The sequence below is a fragment of the Pseudomonas sp. Leaf129 genome, from assembly GCF_001423465.1.
GTDB classification, from domain to species: Bacteria; Pseudomonadota; Gammaproteobacteria; order Pseudomonadales; family Pseudomonadaceae; genus Aquipseudomonas; species Aquipseudomonas coleopterorum.
On sequence record NZ_LMOC01000009.1, the window covers coordinates 412,817 to 430,869 of the forward strand.

Annotated in this window: 17 protein-coding genes; 7 read left to right on the forward strand and 10 right to left on the reverse strand. The window is 63.6% G+C overall.

Annotated features, from left to right (window positions below; genetic code table 11):
* Positions 1–11: 11 nt before the first annotated feature.
* The 3 genes from gmhB to glyQ are packed head-to-tail and all read right to left on the reverse strand — an operon-like array spanning position 12 to position 3,553.
* Complete coding sequence (gene gmhB / locus ASF66_RS18265) at positions 12–545, reverse strand: D-glycero-beta-D-manno-heptose 1,7-bisphosphate 7-phosphatase (RefSeq protein WP_056844852.1); 534 nt, start codon at positions 543–545, stop codon at positions 12–14.
* A gap of 3 nt (positions 546–548) precedes the next feature.
* Positions 549–2,603 carry a glycine--tRNA ligase subunit beta gene (gene glyS, locus ASF66_RS18270; protein WP_056844853.1) on the reverse strand — a complete coding sequence of 685 codons (2,055 nt, stop codon included), beginning with the start codon at positions 2,601–2,603 and terminating at the stop codon, positions 549–551.
* Positions 2,600–3,553, reverse strand: coding sequence for a glycine--tRNA ligase subunit alpha (gene glyQ, locus ASF66_RS18275; RefSeq protein ID WP_043193756.1), 954 nt, complete (start codon positions 3,551–3,553; stop codon positions 2,600–2,602). The genes glyS and glyQ overlap by 4 nt, the downstream gene beginning before the upstream one ends.
* Positions 3,554–3,636: 83 nt before the next feature.
* Between glyQ and ASF66_RS18280 the strand changes: the two genes are divergently transcribed.
* A complete protein-coding gene (locus ASF66_RS18280; protein WP_056844854.1) occupies positions 3,637–4,188 on the forward strand; it encodes a DNA-3-methyladenine glycosylase I in 552 nt (183 codons plus the stop codon).
* Between the two features lie 37 nt (positions 4,189–4,225).
* Positions 4,226–5,113 (forward strand): lysophospholipid acyltransferase, encoded by an 888-nt coding sequence (locus tag ASF66_RS18285; RefSeq protein ID WP_056844855.1) that lies wholly within the window; start codon positions 4,226–4,228, stop codon positions 5,111–5,113.
* A gap of 127 nt (positions 5,114–5,240) precedes the next feature.
* On the opposite strand, the gene trkA is transcribed toward ASF66_RS18285, so the two are convergent.
* The 4 genes from trkA to def all read right to left on the reverse strand — a co-directional run bounded on the left by trkA (position 5,241) and on the right by def (position 9,505).
* Entirely contained in the window at positions 5,241–6,614 is a 1,374-nt protein-coding gene (gene trkA, locus ASF66_RS18290) for a Trk system potassium transporter TrkA (RefSeq protein ID WP_056844856.1), read from the reverse strand.
* Positions 6,615–6,627: 13 nt separating this feature from the next.
* On the reverse strand, positions 6,628–7,941 hold the full coding sequence (gene rsmB, locus ASF66_RS18295) for a 16S rRNA (cytosine(967)-C(5))-methyltransferase RsmB (RefSeq protein WP_056844857.1): 1,314 nt from the start codon (positions 7,939–7,941) through the stop codon (positions 6,628–6,630).
* Positions 7,938–8,870 (reverse strand): methionyl-tRNA formyltransferase, encoded by a 933-nt coding sequence (gene fmt / locus ASF66_RS18300; protein ID WP_056844858.1) that lies wholly within the window; start codon positions 8,868–8,870, stop codon positions 7,938–7,940. The genes rsmB and fmt overlap by 4 nt, the downstream gene beginning before the upstream one ends.
* Before the next feature lie 128 nt (positions 8,871–8,998).
* Positions 8,999–9,505: a peptide deformylase gene (gene def, locus ASF66_RS18305; protein ID WP_049860474.1), complete on the reverse strand. Its 507-nt coding sequence runs from the start codon at positions 9,503–9,505 to the stop codon at positions 8,999–9,001.
* Between the two features lie 71 nt (positions 9,506–9,576).
* On the opposite strand from def, the gene ASF66_RS18310 reads away from it, so the two are divergent.
* From ASF66_RS18310 to ASF66_RS18320, 3 genes are all read left to right on the forward strand, one after another.
* Complete coding sequence (locus ASF66_RS18310; RefSeq protein ID WP_056844859.1) at positions 9,577–10,602, forward strand: LysM peptidoglycan-binding domain-containing protein; 1,026 nt, start codon at positions 9,577–9,579, stop codon at positions 10,600–10,602.
* A 119-nt stretch (positions 10,603–10,721) separates the two neighbouring features.
* Positions 10,722–11,828 carry a DNA-processing protein DprA gene (gene dprA / locus ASF66_RS18315; RefSeq protein ID WP_056844860.1) on the forward strand — a complete coding sequence of 369 codons (1,107 nt, stop codon included), beginning with the start codon at positions 10,722–10,724 and terminating at the stop codon, positions 11,826–11,828.
* Between the two features lie 37 nt (positions 11,829–11,865).
* Positions 11,866–12,420 carry an L-threonylcarbamoyladenylate synthase gene (locus ASF66_RS18320; RefSeq protein WP_049860477.1) on the forward strand — a complete coding sequence of 185 codons (555 nt, stop codon included), beginning with the start codon at positions 11,866–11,868 and terminating at the stop codon, positions 12,418–12,420.
* Positions 12,421–12,489: 69 nt separating this feature from the next.
* Here ASF66_RS18320 and ASF66_RS18325 read toward each other — a convergent pair whose 3' ends face one another.
* Positions 12,490–13,464, reverse strand: a complete 975-nt coding sequence (locus ASF66_RS18325; RefSeq protein WP_056844861.1) for an NADPH:quinone reductase — start codon at positions 13,462–13,464, stop codon at positions 12,490–12,492.
* A 165-nt stretch (positions 13,465–13,629) separates the two neighbouring features.
* Here ASF66_RS18325 and hemF point away from each other — a divergent pair, with 165 nt between their 5' ends.
* Positions 13,630–14,553, forward strand: coding sequence for an oxygen-dependent coproporphyrinogen oxidase (gene hemF / locus ASF66_RS18330; RefSeq protein ID WP_056844862.1), 924 nt, complete (start codon positions 13,630–13,632; stop codon positions 14,551–14,553).
* Positions 14,554–14,570: 17 nt separating this feature from the next.
* A complete protein-coding gene (gene aroE / locus ASF66_RS18335; protein WP_056844863.1) occupies positions 14,571–15,395 on the forward strand; it encodes a shikimate dehydrogenase in 825 nt (274 codons plus the stop codon).
* Between the two features lie 157 nt (positions 15,396–15,552).
* Here the strand turns inward: aroE and choX are convergent, their stop codons facing one another.
* Both choX and betC read right to left on the reverse strand, forming a co-directional pair.
* Complete coding sequence (gene choX, locus ASF66_RS18340; RefSeq protein ID WP_056844916.1) at positions 15,553–16,488, reverse strand: choline ABC transporter substrate-binding protein; 936 nt, start codon at positions 16,486–16,488, stop codon at positions 15,553–15,555.
* Positions 16,489–16,512: 24 nt separating this feature from the next.
* Positions 16,513–18,039: a choline-sulfatase gene (gene betC, locus ASF66_RS18345; protein ID WP_056844864.1), complete on the reverse strand. Its 1,527-nt coding sequence runs from the start codon at positions 18,037–18,039 to the stop codon at positions 16,513–16,515.
* Positions 18,040–18,053: the final 14 nt, after the last annotated feature.

Sequence of the window (18,053 nt, forward strand, 5' to 3'; positions counted from 1 at the left end):
GGTGGGTACCGTCAAGTGTGGATAAGGTGCCCGGCGACTGCCGCCAGGTCATCGAAAATCAGCGTCCCTTCGGGCAGTTCATGGGTCAGGGTACGCAGGCCTTTGCCGGTTTTCACCAGCACCGGCTGAGCAGCCACCGCCGTTGCGGCGTTCAGGTCACTCAAGCTATCACCCACGAACCAGACGCCAGCCAGAGGCACGTCGTAGTGCGCAGCGATGGTCTGCAACAAGCCCGGACGCGGTTTGCGGCAGGTGCAATGGTCATCCGGACCATGTGGACAATGCACGATCAGCCCGACCTCGCCGCCCTGCTCGGCCACCAGCGAGCGCAGGCGCTCGTGCATGGCGTCGAGGGTGGCCAGGTCGTAGTATCCGCGCGCCAGGCCGGACTGGTTGGTGGCGACCGCCACCGTCCAGCCGGCCTGGTGCAACTGCGCAATGGCCTCGATCGCGCCGGGCAATGGCAGCCATTCGGCGACCGATTTGATGTAGGCATCGGAGTCATGGTTGATGACCCCATCGCGATCGAGAATCAGCAGTTTCAAGGCTTACCCCAGCAACGAAATGTCGGCGACGCCCAGGAACAGACCGCGCAGCCGTGCCAGCAAGGCATAGCGGTTGGCCCGCACATTGGCATCCTCGGCATTGACCATCACCGCTTCGAAGAACGCATCCACTGGCTCGCGCAAGGCGGCCAGACGGGTCAGCGCTTCGTTGTAGCGACGTTCTGCAGCCATGGGCACCACGGCCTGGTCGGCCTGAGTGATGGCCGAGTACAGCGAGAACTCGTTGGCGTTGTCGAAGTACTTGGGCTCCACGGTGGCGGAGATCTTGCCGTCGGCCTTGCTCAGAAGGTTCGAGACGCGCTTGTTCACCGCCGCCAGGGCAGCCGCTTCGGGCAACCGGCGGAACGCCTGAACAGCCTGCACGCGCTGGTCGAAATCCAGCGCCGACCCAGGCTGCAGTGCACGGACCGACAGGTAGGTGGCGACATCGATGCCTTCGTCTTCGTAGCGAGCACGCAGGCGGTCGAAGATGAACTCCTGCACCTGCTCGGCCAGCCCTGCGGACTTCACCTTGCTGCCGAAGGCCGAGACCGCGAAGCCCACGGCATCGTTGATGTTCAGGTCCAGTTGCTTGTCGATCAGGATGCGCAGCACGCCCAACGCGGCACGGCGCAGGGCATAGGGGTCCTTGCTGCCGGTGGGCAGCATGCCGATGCCGAAGATGCCGACCAGGGTGTCGAGCTTGTCGGCGATGGCCACGGCTGCGCCGGTCAGGGTGCTGGGCAGTTCGGCACCTGCCCCACGTGGCATGTACTGCTCGTTGAGCGCCAGAGCGACGTCTTCGGGCTCGCCATCGTTGAGCGCGTAGTAGTAGCCGGCCACGCCCTGCATTTCCGGGAATTCACCGACCATTTCCGTGGCCAGGTCGCACTTCGACAGCAAGCCTGCGCGCGCGGCGCGCTGGGCATCGCCACCAATACGCGAGGCAATGTAGGCCGCCAGTTTGGAGACCCGTACGGCCTTGTCGTAGACGCTGCCCAACTGGGCCTGGAACACCACGTTTTCCAGACGCGCGTTGAAGCTTTCCAGCGGCTGCTTCTTGTCCTGATTGAAGAAGAACTCGGCGTCGGTCAGGCGTGGGCGCACGACTTTTTCGTTGCCCTCGACGATCTGACGCGGATCCTTGCTCTCGATGTTGGCCACGGTGATGAAGCGTGGCAGCAGCTTGCCGTCGGCATCCAGCAGGCAGAAGTACTTCTGGTTGTCCTGCATGGTGGTGATCAGCGCTTCCTGCGGCACCTCCAGGAAACGCTCTTCGAACGAGCACACCAGAGGTACGGGCCATTCGACCAGCGCCGTCACTTCGTCGAGCAGGGCCGGTGGCACGATGGCGCTGCCTTCCTGCTGGGTAGCCAGCTCGGCGGTGCGTCGGGCGATCAGTTCACGGCGCTCATGAGCGTCGGCCAGCACGTAGGCCTGGCGCATGTCTTCGCGGTAGCTGGCCGGCGAGCCGATGCGTACGTTCTGCGGATGATGGAAACGGTGGCCGCGCGATTCGCGTCCGGCCTTCTGAGCCAGGATGGTGCAATCGACGACATCGTCACCCAGCAGCATCACCAACCACTGGGTCGGCCGCACGAACTCTTCCTTGCGCGCGCCCCAGCGCATGCGCTTGGGGATCGGCAGGTCATTGAGCGAGTCTTCGACGATGGTCGGCAGCAGGCTGGCCGTGGGCTTGCCGACGATGTTCTGGCTGTAGCGCAGCTTGGGGCCGCTGCGATCGATTTCGCTGAGGTCCACGCCGCATTTCTTGGCGAAACCCAACGCAGCCTGGGTCGGCTCGCCTTCGGCATTGAAAGCGGCCTGCAGCGGCGGGCCGTCGAGGTTGATGCTGCGGTCCGGCTGCTGGGTGTCCAGGCCCGTGATCAGCACGGCCAGACGACGAGGCGCGGCGTAGACGTTCTTGGCGCTGTAGTTCAGGCCAGCGGCCTGCAGGCCTTTCTCGATACCGGCCAGGAAAGCGTCGGCCAGGGTGTTGAGGGCCTTGGGTGGCAGCTCTTCGGTGCCCAGCTCGACCAGAAAATCTTGAGCACTCATTGCGCAGCCTCCAGCTTGGCCAATACTTCATCACGCAGATCGGGGGTCGCCATGGGGAAACCCAGCTTGGCACGGGCCATCAGGTAGGCCTGTGCCACGCCGCGGGCCAGGGTCCGCACGCGCAGGATGTACTGCTGGCGCGCGGTGACCGAAATGGCGCGGCGAGCATCGAGCAGGTTGAAGGTGTGGGACGCCTTCAGGACCATTTCATAGCTGGGCAGCGGCAGGGGCTGGTCCAGCTCGAGCAGACGCTTGGCTTCGCTCTCGTAGAAATCGAACAGTTCGAACAGCTTGTCGACGTTGGCGTGCTCGAAGTTGTAGGTGGACTGCTCCACCTCGTTCTGATGGAACACGTCGCCGTAGGTCACCTTGCCGAACGGACCATCGGCCCAGACCAGGTCGTAGACCGAGTCGACGCCCTGCAGGTACATGGCCAGGCGCTCGAGGCCGTAGGTGATTTCGCCGGTGACCGGGTAGCACTCGATGCCACCGGCCTGCTGGAAGTAGGTGAACTGAGTGACTTCCATGCCGTTGAGCCAGACTTCCCAGCCCAGACCCCAGGCGCCCAGGGTCGGCGACTCCCAGTTGTCTTCGACGAAGCGTACGTCGTGCACCAGCGGATCGAGGCCGATGTGCTTGAGCGATCCCAGATACAGCTCCTGGAAGTTGTCCGGGTTGGGCTTCAGAACGACCTGGAACTGGTAATAGTGCTGCAGGCGGTTGGGGTTCTCGCCATAGCGGCCGTCAGTCGGACGGCGGCTGGGTTGCACGTAAGCGGCGTTCCAGGTTTCCGGGCCGACGGCGCGCAGAAACGTGGCGGTATGAAAAGTGCCGGCGCCCACTTCCATATCGTAGGGCTGAAGCACCACACAACCTTGCTCGGCCCAGTATTGCTGGAGGGCGAGGATCAAGTCTTGGAAGGTACGCACGGCTGGCGTAGGCTGGCTCACGAAATTCACCTGTTTCTAGGGCTGCGAATATAAAGAGCGGGAGTATACCGCGATTCCGCGGCGCCTCTACCCATGGAGCCCCAATGCCTCGCTGCTTTTGGTGTACCCAAGACCCGTTGTACCAGGCCTATCACGACCTTGAGTGGGGGGTGCCGCTGCGCGAGGCGGGCGCCCTGTTCGAGTTGCTTTCGCTGGAAGGGTTCCAGGCCGGCCTGTCGTGGATCACCGTGCTGCGCAAGCGTGAACGCTATCGACAGGTGCTCCACGGCTTCGACCCGCAACGTCTTGCGCAGCTGAGTGACGAGGAGATCGAGCAGCTGATGCAGGATCCAGGCATCGTGCGCAATCGCCTCAAACTCAACGGGGTGCGCAAGAACGCCCGGGCCTGGCTGCAGCTTGAAGACCCGGTGGCTTTTCTCTGGTCGTTCGTGGGGGGGCAGCCGAAGATCAATCATCCGCACGATCGCAGCGACATCCCCACCGAAACCGACGAGGCCCGAGCCATGAGCAAGGCCTTGAAGAAAGCCGGCTTCACCTTCGTCGGCCCGACCATCTGCTACGCCTTCATGCAGGCCTCGGGCATGGTCATGGACCATACCCGGGATTGCGATCGCTACGCCGCGCTGGCCGGCTGAGGCTAGAATGAGCGCCTGGGCAATTAAGGAGTGATCTGTGGATAAGTTCAAAGGGGCGCTGATGGTCGGTGCCTTGCGGTTGTTCGCGCTGCTGCCGTGGCGCACCGTGCAACGGGTCGGCACCGCCATCGGCTGGCTGATGTGGAAGCTGCCGACCCGGTCGCGCGATGTGGTGCGTATCAACCTGGCCAAGTGTTTTCCGGACATGCCTGCCGCCGAACGCGAGCAGTTGGTAGGCCGCAGCCTGATGGACATCGGCAAGACGTTGACCGAGAGCGCCTGCGCCTGGATCTGGCCGGCCCAGCGTTCGCTCGATCTGGTGCGCGAAGTCGAGGGCCTTGAGGTGCTCACTCAGGCGCTGGCTTCGGGCAAGGGCGTGGTCGGCATCACCAGCCATCTGGGCAACTGGGAGGTGCTCAATCACTTCTACTGCAACCAGTGCAAGCCGATCATTTTCTACCGCCCGCCCAAGCTCAAGGCAGTGGACGAGCTGCTGCAGAAGCAGCGGGTGCAATTGGGCAACCGCGTGGCGGCCTCGACCAAGGAAGGCATCCTCAGTGTGATCAAGGAGGTGCGCAAGGGCGGCCAGGTGGGCATTCCGGCGGACCCGGAACCGGCCGAATCGGCCGGCATGTTCGTCCCCTTCCTCGGTACGCTGGCGCTGACCAGCAAGTTCGTGCCCAACATGCTGGCTGGCGGCAAGGCCGTCGGTGTGTTCCTGCATGCGCTGCGCCTGCCCGACGGTTCGGGCTACAAGGTCATTCTGGAAGCGGCGCCCGAGGCCATGTACAGCACCGATACGCACACCTCGGTGGCGGCGATGAGCACTGTGGTCGAGAAGTATGTGCGGGCTTATCCGAGCCAGTACATGTGGAGCATGAAGCGCTTCAAGAAGCGGCCGGCGGGTGAGGCGAAGTGGTATTGAGATAGCGGCCTGGCGTGATGGCCTCTTCGCGGGCAGAGGGCTCGGCCGCCCGCCCCGCTCCCACACGACATGCTTTCACAGAGCGGGCTCCTAGAGGGCCCGCTCCCTGAGGGAGCGGGATCGGAGGTCAGAAGAAGCTCAGGCCCACGTGGAACAGCTTTTCCACGTCGCGGATGTATTTTTTATCCACAACGAACAGGATCACGTGGTCACCGGCTTCGATCACCGTGTCGCTGTGGGCGATGATCACCTGGTCATCGCGAATGATCGCGCCGATGGTGGTTCCCGGTGGCAGGTCGATGGTTTCGATGGGTTTGCCGATCACCTTGCTCGAGCGCGCATCGCCGTGGGCAATGGCCTCGATGGCTTCGGCTGCGCCGCGGCGCAGTGAATGCACACTGACGATATCGCCACGCCGTACGTGCGCAAGCAGCGTACCGATGGTCGCCAGTTGTGGACTCAGGGCGATGTCGATTTCGCCGCCCTGGACCAGATCGACGTAGGCCGGGTTGTTGATGATGGTCATGACCTTGCGCGCGCCCAGTCGCTTGGCCAGCAACGAGGACATGATGTTGGCCTCGTCATCGTTGGTCAGGGCCAGGAATATATCGGCCTGGGCGATGTTCTCTTCGAGCATCAGGTCGCGGTCCGAGGCGCTGCCCTGCAACACCACGGTGCTGTCCAGGGTGTCGGAAAGATAGCGGCAGCGCGCCGGATTCATCTCGATGATCTTCACCTGGTAACGGCTTTCGATGGCTTCTGCCAGACGCTCGCCGATCTGCCCGCCGCCGGCGATGACCACCCGCTTGTTGCTCTGGTCGACCCGACGCAGTTCGCTCATCACCGCGCGAATGTCTTCGCGGGCGGCGATGAAGAAGACTTCATCGTCCGCTTCGATGACCGTGTCGCCGCGGGGCAGGATCGGCCGATCCCGACGGAAGATGGCCGCCACGCGTGTATCGACCTTGGGCATGTGGTGACGAATCTGCCGCAATTGCTGGCCCACCAGCGGGCCGCCATAGTAAGCCTTGACCGCGACCAGCTGCGCCTTGCCCCCGGCGAAGTCGATGACCTGCAAGGCGCCGGGGTATTCGATCAGGCGCTTGATGTAGTTGGTCACCACCTGTTCAGGGCTGATCAGCACATCCACCGGGATGGCATCGTTGTCGAACAGGCCGGCACGGGTGAGATAGGCCGATTCGCGTACCCGGGCGATCTTGGTCGGGGTATGGAACAGGGTGTAGGCGACCTGGCAGGCGACCATGTTGGTCTCGTCGCTGTTGGTCACTGCCACCAGCATGTCCGCGTCGTCCGCACCGGCCTGGCGCAGCACGGTCGGAAACGAGCCGCGGCCCTGCACGGTACGGATGTCCAGGCGGTCGCCAAGGTTGCGCAGGCGTTCGGGGTCGGTATCGACCACGGTGATGTCGTTGGCCTCGCTGGCCAGGTGCTCGGCCAAAGTGCCGCCCACCTGCCCTGCGCCCAGGATGATGATCTTCATCCGTTATTCCCCGTCAATGGCCGCGTACGGCGGCGATCTTGATCAGTTTGGCGTAGTAGAAGCCGTCGTGACCGCCCTCTTGCGCCAGCAATTGGCGGCCATGGGCCTGCTTGATCCCGGCGGACGTGGCCAGGTCCAGTTCGCGGGCGCCGGACGTGCGGGCCAGGAACGCTTCGATGACCTCGGTGTTTTCCGTGGGCAAGGTCGAGCACGTGGCATAGAGCAGCACGCCGCCAACCTCCAGGGTCGGCCACATAGCGTCGAGCAACTGGCCTTGCAGCACGGCCAAGGCCTGGATGTCGTCGGGTTGGCGGGTCATCTTGATGTCGGGGTGACGGCGGATCACGCCGGTGGCCGAACAGGGTGCGTCGAGCAGGATGCGCTGGAACGGCTTGCCGTCCCACCAGGCCGAAGTATCGCGGCCATCGGCGGAGATCAAGTGCGCCTGCAACCCCAGACGCTGCAGGTTCTCGCGCACCCGGACCAGGCGCTTCGCTTCGAGATCGATTCCCACGACCTCAGCCAGAGACGGTTCGGCTTCCAGGATATGGCACGTCTTGCCACCTGGCGCGCAGCAGGCATCGAGCACGCGTTGACCGGGGACCAGGTCGAGCAGCTCGGCGGCCAGTTGCGCGGCTTCATCCTGCACGCTGACCCAGCCTTCGCTGAAACCGGGCAGTCCGCGCACGTCGCAGGCTTCTGAAAGAACGATGCCATCGCGGCTGTGGACACAGGCCTGCGCGGCCACGCCCTGCTCGGCCAGCAGGCCTAGGTAGGTATCACGGTCGTGATGGCGGCGGTTGACTCGCAGGATCATCGGCGGGTGAGTGTTGTTGGCAGTGCAAATGGCTTCCCATTGCTCTGGCCAGAAGGCTTTCAGCGATTTCTGCAGCCAGCGCGGGTGTGCGGTGCGTACCACCGGATCGCGTTCGAGTTCGGCCAGAATGGCGTCGCTCTCGCGTTGCGCACGACGCAGTACGGCGTTGAGCAATGCCTTGGCCCAGGGTTTCTTCAGCTTGTCGGCGCAGCCGACGGTTTCGCCGATCGCGGCATGGGCCGGCACGCGGGTGTACAGCAGCTGGTAGAGGCCCACCAGCAGCAGGGCATGCACATCGGCATCGGCGGCCTTGAAGGGCTTTTGCAGCAGCCGCTCGGCCAGTGCGTCGAGACGGGGCTGCCAGCGCGCCGTGCCGAACGCCAGGTCCTGGACCAGGCCACGGTCCCGCGCTTCGACCTTGTCCAATTCCTTGGGCAGGGAGCTGTTGAGCGAGGCCTTGCCGTTGAGCACTGCCGCGAGCGCGCGGGCCGCCGCCAGACGCGGGTTCATTGGCCCAGCACCGTGCCGACCACGAAGCGATCGCGGCGGCTGTTGAACAGGTCACTGAAGTTGAGTGGCTTGCCGCCCGGCAACTGCAGGCGGGTCAGGCGCAGTGCCTGCACACCGCAGGCGACGGTCAGCCCGTCCTTGTCGACCTGAAGGATTTCACCCGGCTGACCGCTGCCGTCGGCCAACTCGGCCGCCAGCACCTTCAGGGCCTCGCCGTTCAAGGTGCTGTGGCAGATCGGCCAGGGGAAAAACGCTCGTACCAGGCGTTCCAGCACTTCGGCCGGCTGGCTCCAGTCGATGCGTGCTTCGTTCTTGTCCAGCTTATGCGCGTAGTTGGCCAGGCTGTCGTCCTGGGTTTCACCCGGCAGGGTACCCGCAGCCAAGCCGGCAATGGCCTGGACCACGGCCGGCGGGCCCAGCTGCGCCAACCGATCGTGCAGGCTGCCGCCGGTATCGTGGGCATCGATCGGGGTGCTGACCTTGAGCAGCATGGGGCCCGTATCGAGACCGGCCTCCATGCGCATCACGGTGACGCCGCTCTGCGCATCGCCGGCCTGCACCGCCCGCTGGATCGGCGCTGCACCGCGCCAGCGTGGCAGCAGCGAAGCATGACTATTGATGCAGCCCAGCGGCGGAATATCCAGCACCGCCTGCGGCAGGATAAGCCCGTAGGCGACCACCACCATCAGGTCTGGTGCCAATTCACGCAGTTCGGCCTGTGCCTGCGGGTCACGCAGCGTCGCTGGCTGGAGCACAGGGATGCCGTGCTCCAGGGCCAGTTGCTTGACCGGACTTTGCATGAGTTTCTGCCCGCGTCCCGCCGGGCGATCCGGCTGGGTGTACACGGCGACGATATCGTGGGAGGTGGCCAGCAGGGCCTTGAGGTGTTCGGCGGCAAACTCGGGAGTGCCCGCGAAGACGATGCGCATGGAGTTCTCGCTGTTGGAGGTGGGCCGCAACCCTTTGTAGGAGCGGCTGGCAGCCGCGAAAGGGCCCTTCCTGACGTGCCGAGGTGCGTTGTTCGCGGCTATTGACCGCTCCTACAGGGGCACCGGAATCAGGCTTGCTGCTTGTGCAGTTTTTCCAGCTTCTTCTTGATCCGGTCGCGCTTGAGATTGGACAGATAGTCGACGAACAGCTTGCCGTTGAGGTGGTCGCACTCGTGCTGGATGCATACGGCCAGCAGGCCTTCGGCGATCAGTTCGTAGGGCTTGCCGTCGCGATCCAGCGCCGTGACCTTGACCTTCTGCGGACGATCGACATTCTCGTAGAAGCCGGGCACCGACAGGCAACCTTCCTGGTACTGGTCCATCTCGTCGGTCAACGACTCGAACTCGGGGTTGATGAACACCCGCGGTTCGCTGCGATCTTCGGACAGGTCCATGACCACGATGCGCTTGTGCACGTTGATCTGGGTAGCGGCCAAACCGATGCCCGGCGCGTCGTACATGGTTTCAAACATGTCATCGATGAGCTGGCGAACGCTGTCGTCCACCACCGTGACCGGCTTGGCGACGGTACGCAGGCGCGGGTCTGGAAATTCGAGGATGTTTAAAATAGCCATATGCGTATGTGCTGCACTGTGAGGTAAAGTCGTTATTTCGCGTGAACAGACATGATAAAGGGATTCACGGCATGAGGAAATCACTACTCGCCCTGCTACTGCTGGCAATGTCCGGCCTGACGCAGGCGCAGGTGCAGCTCAGGGACGGCTACCCACAGCGCTACACCGTGGTCCGTGGCGACACATTGTGGGACATTTCCGGCAAGTTTCTGCGCCAGCCGTGGCAGTGGCCGCAGCTCTGGCACGCCAATCCGCAGATCGCCAACCCCGACCTGATCTACCCCGGCGACTCGCTGGTGCTGGGCTTCGTCGATGGTCAGCCGCAACTGATGCTCGAGCGCGGCGCCTCGCGCGGCACCATCAAGCTCTCGCCCAAGGTGCGCACCACACCGATGGCCGAAGCCATTCCCAGCATACCGCTGGAATCGATCAACAGCTTTCTGCTGACCAACCGCATCATGGATTCGGTCGAAGATTTCAACGCCGCACCCTACATCGTCGCCGGCAATGCCGAGCGCGTGCTCAGTGGCATGGGCGACCGCATCTACGCCCGCGGATCGTTCGATGCGGCGCAGTCGGTCTATGGAATCTTCCGCCAGGGCAAGGCCTACACGGACCCCGATACCCAGGAGTTTCTGGGCATCAACGCCGACAATATCGGTGGTGGCGAAATCGTCGCGACCGAAGGTGACATCTCAACCTTGGTCCTGCAGCGCTCGCGCGAAGAAGTTCGCCTGGGCGATCGGCTGTTCAGCGATGAACAGCGTGCGGTCAATTCGACATTTTTTCCCAGCGCGCCGCAGTCGGACATCCATGGTGTGATCATTGATGTGCCACGAGGTGTTACACAGATCGGCAAGTACGACGTGGTCACCTTGAACCGCGGAAAGCGCGACGGGCTGCGCGAAGGCAACGTTCTGGCGGTCTACAAGACCGGCGAGACAGTGCGCGATCGTATCACTGGCGAGCAGATCAAGGTCCCGGACGAGCGTTCCGGTCTGCTCATGGTGTTCCGCACTTATGAAAAGCTGAGCTATGGTTTGATCCTCAACGCCAACCGCTCGTTGGCAGTGATGGACAAGGTAGGCAACCCGTAGCCGTACTTGGCGCCTGGGTACGAGAGGATCGTGCCCAGGCGCATTCCGATACTTTTGTGCACAGAGTTATCCACAGCTTGTCCAGCTGCTTGCGAGCCTGCCGATTCAAGGATGATCGGATGCCGCTTTTCGAAAGCAACACCCACACCTGTTCCGAACTCGAAGCGCGTCTGCGCTTGCAACTACTCCCCGACATTGGCTCGCAACGCTTTCACAAGCTCGTTGCGCACTTCGGCTGTGCGCGTTCGGCGCTCGATGCCTCGGCCGTGCAATGGCGTGGTGCAGGTTGCAGCGACGCCAGCGCCCAGGCCCGCCGCGACCCCGGCATTCATCAATCCGCTGCGGCTGCGATGGCCTGGCTAGAGCGTGCGGACCAGCATTTGCTGATGTGGGACCAGCCCGACTACCCCGCCCTGCTCAAGGAGATCGCCGATCCACCGCCGCTGCTGTTCGTGCGCGGTGACCCCGGCGTACTGGAGCGTCCGCAGATCGCCGTGGTTGGCAGTCGCCGCGCCTCGCCGCCCGGATTGGACAATGCCCGGGCCTTCGCTCGCAGCCTGGCAGGCGCCGGATTCACGATCACCAGCGGTCTCGCCCTGGGTGTGGACGGTGCTGCCCACCAAGGTGCGCTGGACGTGGGTGGACATACCATCGCGGTCTTGGGCACCGGGCTGGAAAAACTTTATCCACAGAAGCACCGTGCCTTGGCGCAGGCCATCGTCGACGGCAGTGGCGCGCTGGTTTCAGAGTTTCCCCTGCAGGCCCAGGCACAGCCCGGCAATTTCCCCCGGCGCAATCGGATCATCAGCGGCTTGTCGCTGGGCGTGCTGGTCATCGAAGCGAGTCCGGCCAGCGGGTCGCTGATCACTGCGCGTCTTGCCGCCGAGCATGGTCGCGAAGTGTGGGCACTGCCAGGCTCGATTCATCATCCTGGCGCCCGCGGTTGTCATCAGTTGATCCGCGACGGTGCGCAGTTGGTCGAGACCATCGATCACATCCTAGAAGGCTTGCAGGGTTGGCAGCGCCTGCCGCCAGCCTCGTCGCCAGCACCGCAACGATCGCAAGATCCGCTGCTGAACGCGTTGGTGGCAGCGGCGCATACCACTGAAGGTCTGGCCGCAGCCCTCGGCTGGCCATTGCCCCGGGTGATGGCGCAACTCACCGAGCTGGAACTGCAGGGGCGTGTGGTCAGTCAGGCGGGGCGTTGGTTTGCACGTGCCAGCTAAGTACACTGGCGGCAGTTTCCAATGGGAGTGACAGCAGATGGTGAGCAGTTGGCGTGTGCAACAAGCGGCGCGCGAGATCCGAGCGGGCGCGGTGATCGCCTACCCGACCGAAGCTGTCTGGGGGCTGGGTTGCGATCCGTGGGACGAAGAGGCGGTCTACCGCTTGCTCGCCATCAAGGAGCGCTCGGTCGACAAGGGCCTGATCCTGGTCGCCGACAACATTCGTCAGTTCGACTTCCTGTTCGAGGACTTTCCCGAGGACTGGATCGATCGGATGGCCAGCACCTGGCCCGGCCCGAACACCTGGCTGGTGCCTCACCAGGACCTGTTGCCCGAATGGATCACCGGCATTCACGACTCCGTGGCCCTGCGCGTGAGCGATCACCCGCAGGTGCGCGAGCTGTGTGCGCTGGTAGGGCCGCTGGTGTCGACCTCGGCCAATCGCCAGGGCCGTCCGGCTGCCCGCAGCCGCCTGCGCGTGGAGCAATACTTCCGGGGCGAAGTGGACCTGGTGCTGGGGGGCGCGCTGGGCGGGCGGAAAAGTCCGAGCGTGATCCGTGACCTGGTCACCGGCGAGGTGATCAGGCCCTGACTCTTGCCCTGACTCTTGCCCTAAAAAATATGGCGAGAGAGCCGTCAGCGTGCGGCTCCCTGCCCGGCTTCACGGCAGCAGGATGGTCGAGCCCACCGTCTCGCGTGCGGCGAGGGCCGTTTGTGCCTTCGCCGCTTCGCTCAACGGGTACTGCTGGCTGACGTCGACCTTGAGCTTGCCGCTGGCGATCATCTCGAACAGTTCGTCGGCCATGCCCTGTACCGCACCGGGCACCGCGTAGCTGGCAAGGGTCGGCCGGGTGACGTACAGCGAACCCTTCTGCGACAGGATCCCCAGATTGACGCCACTGACCGCGCCGGAGGCGTTGCCGAAGCTGACCATCAGGCCACGTGGCTTGAGGCAGTCCAGCGAGGTTTCCCAGGTGTCCTTGCCCACGCCGTCGTAGACCACCGGGCATTTCTTGCCGTCGGTCAGCTCCAAAACTCGCTTGGCCACATCCTCGTGGCTGTAGTCGATCACCTCCCAGGCCCCTAGTGCCTTGGCTCGCTCGGCCTTGGCGGGCGAGCTGACGGTACCGATCAGCTTCACGCCCAACGCCGCTGCCCATTGGCAGGCGAGCGAACCCACGCCACCGGCGGCCGCGTGGAACAGAATGGTTTCTCCGGCTTCGACCTTGTAGGTCTGGCGCAACAGGTATTGAACGGTCAGGCCCTTGAGCATCACCGCAGCGGCCTGCTCGAAAGTGATCGCTTGCGGCAGGTGCACGGCCATGGCCGCAGGCAACACGTGCAGGTCGCTGTAGGCGCCCAGGGGGCCGCCTGCGTAGGCCACACGGTCGCCGACCTTGAAGCCGTCCACCTCGCTGCCCACTGCCTCCACCACGCCGGCCGCCTCGGTGCCCAGGCCCGATGGCAGTTGTGGCGTCGGGTACAGGCCGCTGCGGAAATAGTTGTCGATGTAATTCACGCCCACGGCGTGATTGCTTACGCGAATCTCCTGCGGGCCCGGTTGCCTGGGCTCGAAGTCGACGAACTCGAGGACTTCCGGGCCGCCGGTGGAACCGAACTGGATACGCTTTGCCATCTGTTCACTCCTGCTGTGGTTGGGCGAAGGCCTATCGGACGCCTTTGCTTGATCGGCGTCAACTGCCGCAGGCGGTGAGCGATGCTATGCTACGCGCCGACTTGATCGCCGGTCAGGCGTGCACGCAGGCCGCTGGCGGTATTTGCCCTTCTCCAAGGTGATGCCATGACTACCCGCACCGAGGCCGTAAAAGCCTATCTGCTCGATCTGCAGGACCGAATCTGCCACGCCTTGCAGGCCGAAGACGGCGGCGCGCACTTCGTCGAAGATGCCTGGACGCGTCCTGCGGGCGGCGGCGGTCGCACCCGGGTGATTGCCGACGGTGAGTTGATCGAGAAAGGCGGGGTCAATTTTTCCCACGTGTTCGGCAGCGGCCTGCCGCCCTCGGCCAGCGCTCATCGCCCGGAACTGGCCGGCCGTGGTTTCGAGGCCCTGGGCGTGTCCCTGGTGATTCACCCGCACAACCCGCATGTGCCCACGTCCCACGCCAACGTGCGCTTCTTCATCGCCGAAAAGGAAGGCGAAGAGGCGGTCTGGTGGTTCGGTGGTGGTTTCGACCTGACGCCCTACTATGCCCACGAGGAAGACTGCATCCACTGGCACCGCGTCGCCCAGCAGGCCTGCGAGCCCTTTGGCGCCGATGTCTACCCGCGCTACAAGGCCTGGTGCGATCGCTATTTCCATCTCAAGCACCGCGGCGAGCCGCGCGGTGTGGGCGGCCTGTTCTTCGATGACTTGAACGAATGGGATTTCGACACCAGCTTCGCCTTCATGCGCGCCATCGGCGATGCCTTCATCGACGCCTATTTGCCCATCGTGCAGCGTCGCAAGGCCATGGCCTACACCGCGCAGCAGCGTGAATTCCAGGAATTCCGCCGCGGCCGCTACGTCGAGTTCAACCTGGTCTACGACCGCGGTACGCTGTTCGGTCTGCAGTCGGGAGGCCGCACCGAGTCGATCCTGATGTCGCTGCCGCCGCAGGTGCGCTGGGGCTATGACTGGAAGGCTGCGCCTGGTAGCGAAGAAGCGCGGTTGACCGATTACTTCCTTCAGGACCGCGACTGGCTGGCACAAGCCTCCGCCCTTTGATTCAGGAACCGTTTCGCATGGACAGTTATGTGGTTTTCGGCAACCCGGTGGGTCACAGCAAGTCACCGGCCATTCACCGATTGTTTGCCGAGCAGACCGGCCAGGCGTTGGACTACAGCACGCTGCTGGCGCCCATCGATGGCTTCACCGACTGTGCCCTGGGCTTTTTCAAGGAAGGCCTGGGCGCCAACGTCACCGTGCCGTTCAAGGAGCAGGCCTTCAGCCTGTGCAGCGTGCTGACCCCACGCGCGCAGCGTGCCGGCGCGGTGAACATGCTCAGCCGTCTGCCCGATGGCGGCCTGCGCGGCGACAACACCGATGGCGTGGGGTTGGTACGCGATCTGGTCGACAATGCCGGTGTGACCCTGCAAGGCAAGCGCATTCTGTTACTGGGTGCCGGCGGTGCGGTGCGAGGGGTGATCGAGCCGCTGCTCGAGCAGCAGCCGCTGTCGCTGGTGATCGCCAACCGTACGGTCGAGAAAGCCGAACAGCTGGCGCGGCTGTTCGCTGATCTGGGCCCGGTTGCGGCCAGTGGCTTCGATTGGCTGGAGGAGCCTGTGGATATCATCATCAATGCCACGTCGGCGAGCCTGGCAGGCGATCTGCCGCCCATTGCCAGCAGCTTGATCGAACCCGGCGTCACGGTCTGCTACGACATGATGTACGGCAAGGAGCCGACGCCGTTCTGTCGCTGGGCCAGCGAACACGGCGCGCGGCTGTCGCTGGATGGTTTCGGCATGCTGGTCGAGCAGGCGGCGGAAGCCTTCACCTACTGGCGCGGCGTGGCGGTGGATACGGCGCCGGTGCTGAGCCAGTTGCGGCGGGAGATGGCGGCGGGTTGAGTCGATTGAAGGGGTGTCAGTGAAGGCCTCTTCCGGGCAGAGAGCTCGCCGCGCCCCCCCCACAGAGATCCAGTGCTCAACGCGGTATCCATGTGGGAGCGGGCTCTGCCCGCGAAGAGGCCTTCACTGACACCCACCACCATCAAGCCCGTATAAATCAAAGCTTCGCCCGCACCGCCGGCAGCGCATCCTTGCCATCCAGTGTCTTCACCCCGTCCAGCCATTTCTCCAGCACCGCCGGATTGGCTTTCAACCAGGCATGCGCCGCCTGAGCGCTGGTTTTCTTGCTGTTGGCCACATCGGCCATGATCCCGTTCTCCATCTCCTGGGTGAACACCAGGTTGCTGAGCAGCTTGGCGGTGTTCGGGCAGCTCTGGGCATAACCCTTGCGGGTCAAAGTGTGCACGGTCCCGGTGGAGCCGAAATACTTCTCGCCGCCCGTGAGGTACTTGAGCTTGATCTGCACGTTCATCGGGTGCGGCGTCCAACCGAGGAAGACCACGAACGCCTTCTTCTTCACGTTGCGATTGACCTCGGCCAACATGGCCTGCTCGCTGGACTCCACCAGCTTCCAGTCACCCAGGCCGAATTCGTCTTTCTTGATGATCTCGGCCAATGACAGGTTGGCTGGCGCCCCCGAACCGATGCCGTAGATCTTCTTGCCGAACTGATCGGCATGCTTGTCCAGGTCGGCGAAATCCTTCACTCCGGCGTCGTAGACATAATCGGGAACGGCCAGGGTGAACTCGGTACCGTCCAGGTTCTTGGCGTACTGCACCACATCGCCGTTGGCGACGAACTTGTCGTAGAAACCCTGTTGAGCCGGCATCCAGTTGCCAAGGAAGACATCCACCTGCCCATCCTTCAAGCCGCCGAAGATGATGGGCACGGCCAGGGTGTCTATCTTGGGCTTGTAGCCCATGCCCTCCAACACCAGGCTGGCCAGCGCATTGGTGGCGGCGATGTCGCTCCAGCCCGGGTCGGCCATCTTCACGGTGGCGCAACTTTGTGGGTCAGACAGCGGTTCATCGGCGAACGCCGGCGAGCCGACAACCGCCAACCAGCTGGCTGCCAGGGCTGTGGATATCTTCATGGTGACCTTCATGCGGACTTCCCCTCAAAGCGTCTGATGTAATGGGCAGGGTTGTGGATAACGTGCCTTGCGCTCCAGGTCGTCGAGGTCGATGTGGTTGCGCATGTATTGCTGACTGGCGTCCACCAGCGGCTGGTGATCCCAGCTCTTCAGCGTGCCCTGGGTCAACGCACTGGCCACGAAACGACGGCGGCGCTGGCTGGCGAGCACCTGTTGGTGTATCGCCGGCATGTCCCATTTACCGCGGGCTTCACTCAGAAAAGCCTCGAACAGTGCCCGGTGCGAGGGTGACTGGCTCAGGTCTTTGCGTTCGTGTGGATCGTTGTCCACGTCGTAGAGCAGGCAGGGGTCTTGCTCGCTGTAGATGAATTTCATCGCCCCGCGGCGGATCATCATCAGCGGACTGTCAGTGCCTTCGGCCATGTACTCGCCGAACACCTCGTCGTGGCCGCCTTCACCCTGCAGGTGGGAAACCAGCGAACGACCGTCCAGAGGCAGGCCGGGCTCGAGTTCGCCGCCGGCCAGCTCGACGAAGGTAGGCAGCAGGTCGGCGGTGGAAACGGCCGCCTGCACGTGCCCCGGCTGGAACTGGCCAGGGGCGCAGATCAGCAGCGGCACCCGCGCCGACATCTCGAACCAATGCATCTTGTACCAGAGCCCACGCTCGCCAAGCATGTCGCCGTGATCACCGGAGAAGACGATGATGGTGTCGTTTGCCAGCCCGGTTTCTTCCAGGGTCTGCATCAGCTTGCCGACATTGTGATCGATATAGCTGCACGCGCCGAAATAGGCGCGTCGTGCGTCGCGGATCTTATCCACAGGCAAGGGTTTGTCCCACAGGTCATAGACCTTGAGCAGGCGTTGCGAATGCGTGTCCAGTTCGGCCTGGCTCGGCACGTTCTGCGGCAGGGGAATGTCTTCGTCGCGGTACAGGTCCCAGAAAGGCTTGGGAATGGTGTAGGGATCGTGCGGGTGGGTCATCGACACAGTCAGACAGAAAGGCCGGTCACCGTCTTCGCGAATGTGATCGAACAGGTACTGCTGGGCCTTGAACACCACTTCTTCATCGAAATCCAGCTGGTTGGTGCGCACACAGGGGCCAGCCTGCAGCACCGAGGACATATTGTGATACCAGCTGGGGCGCACGTCGGGTTCGTCCCAGTTGACGGCCCAGCCATAGTCGGCGGGATAGATATCGCTGGTCAGGCGTTCCTCGTAACCGTGCAGTTGGTCAGGGCCGCAGAAATGCATCTTTCCCGACAGCGCCGTGCGATAACCCAGGCGGCGCAGATAGTGGGCGTAGGTGGGCACGTCGGCGGCAAAGTCGGCGGCGTTGTCGTAGGCGCCGATCTTGCTCGGCAATTGCCCACTGACCAGGGTGAAACGCGACGGCGCGCACAGCGGGCTGTTGCAGTAGGCGGCATCGAACACCACGCCGGTTTCGGCCAGGCGGCTGATGTTCGGCAGCTTGATGGGAGACGCCGCGTAGATCGGCAACAGAGGGGCGGCCATCTGATCGGCCATGATGAAAAGAATGTTCTTGCGCTTCATGGGCTCAGGGCATT

What these genes read in the sequence shown, in the direction of transcription:
- glyS (WP_056844853.1), bottom strand. Translation starts at nt 2,603, where the DNA reads ATGAGTGCTCAAGATTTTCTGGTCGAGCTGGGCACCGAAGAGCTGCCA.
- ASF66_RS18280 (WP_056844854.1), top strand. Translation starts at nt 3,637, where the DNA reads ATGCCTCGCTGCTTTTGGTGTACCCAAGACCCGTTGTACCAGGCCTAT.
- trkA (WP_056844856.1), bottom strand. Translation starts at nt 6,614, where the DNA reads ATGAAGATCATCATCCTGGGCGCAGGGCAGGTGGGCGGCACTTTGGCC.
- rsmB (WP_056844857.1), bottom strand. Translation starts at nt 7,941, where the DNA reads ATGAACCCGCGTCTGGCGGCGGCCCGCGCGCTCGCGGCAGTGCTCAAC.
- fmt (WP_056844858.1), bottom strand. Translation starts at nt 8,870, where the DNA reads ATGCGCATCGTCTTCGCGGGCACTCCCGAGTTTGCCGCCGAACACCTC.
- def (WP_049860474.1), bottom strand. Translation starts at nt 9,505, where the DNA reads ATGGCTATTTTAAACATCCTCGAATTTCCAGACCCGCGCCTGCGTACC.
- ASF66_RS18310 (WP_056844859.1), top strand. Translation starts at nt 9,577, where the DNA reads ATGAGGAAATCACTACTCGCCCTGCTACTGCTGGCAATGTCCGGCCTG.
- dprA (WP_056844860.1), top strand. Translation starts at nt 10,722, where the DNA reads ATGCCGCTTTTCGAAAGCAACACCCACACCTGTTCCGAACTCGAAGCG.
- ASF66_RS18320 (WP_049860477.1), top strand. Translation starts at nt 11,866, where the DNA reads ATGGTGAGCAGTTGGCGTGTGCAACAAGCGGCGCGCGAGATCCGAGCG.
- ASF66_RS18325 (WP_056844861.1), bottom strand. Translation starts at nt 13,464, where the DNA reads ATGGCAAAGCGTATCCAGTTCGGTTCCACCGGCGGCCCGGAAGTCCTC.
- hemF (WP_056844862.1), top strand. Translation starts at nt 13,630, where the DNA reads ATGACTACCCGCACCGAGGCCGTAAAAGCCTATCTGCTCGATCTGCAG.
- aroE (WP_056844863.1), top strand. Translation starts at nt 14,571, where the DNA reads ATGGACAGTTATGTGGTTTTCGGCAACCCGGTGGGTCACAGCAAGTCA.
- choX (WP_056844916.1), bottom strand. Translation starts at nt 16,488, where the DNA reads ATGAAGATATCCACAGCCCTGGCAGCCAGCTGGTTGGCGGTTGTCGGC.
- betC (WP_056844864.1), bottom strand. Translation starts at nt 18,039, where the DNA reads ATGAAGCGCAAGAACATTCTTTTCATCATGGCCGATCAGATGGCCGCC.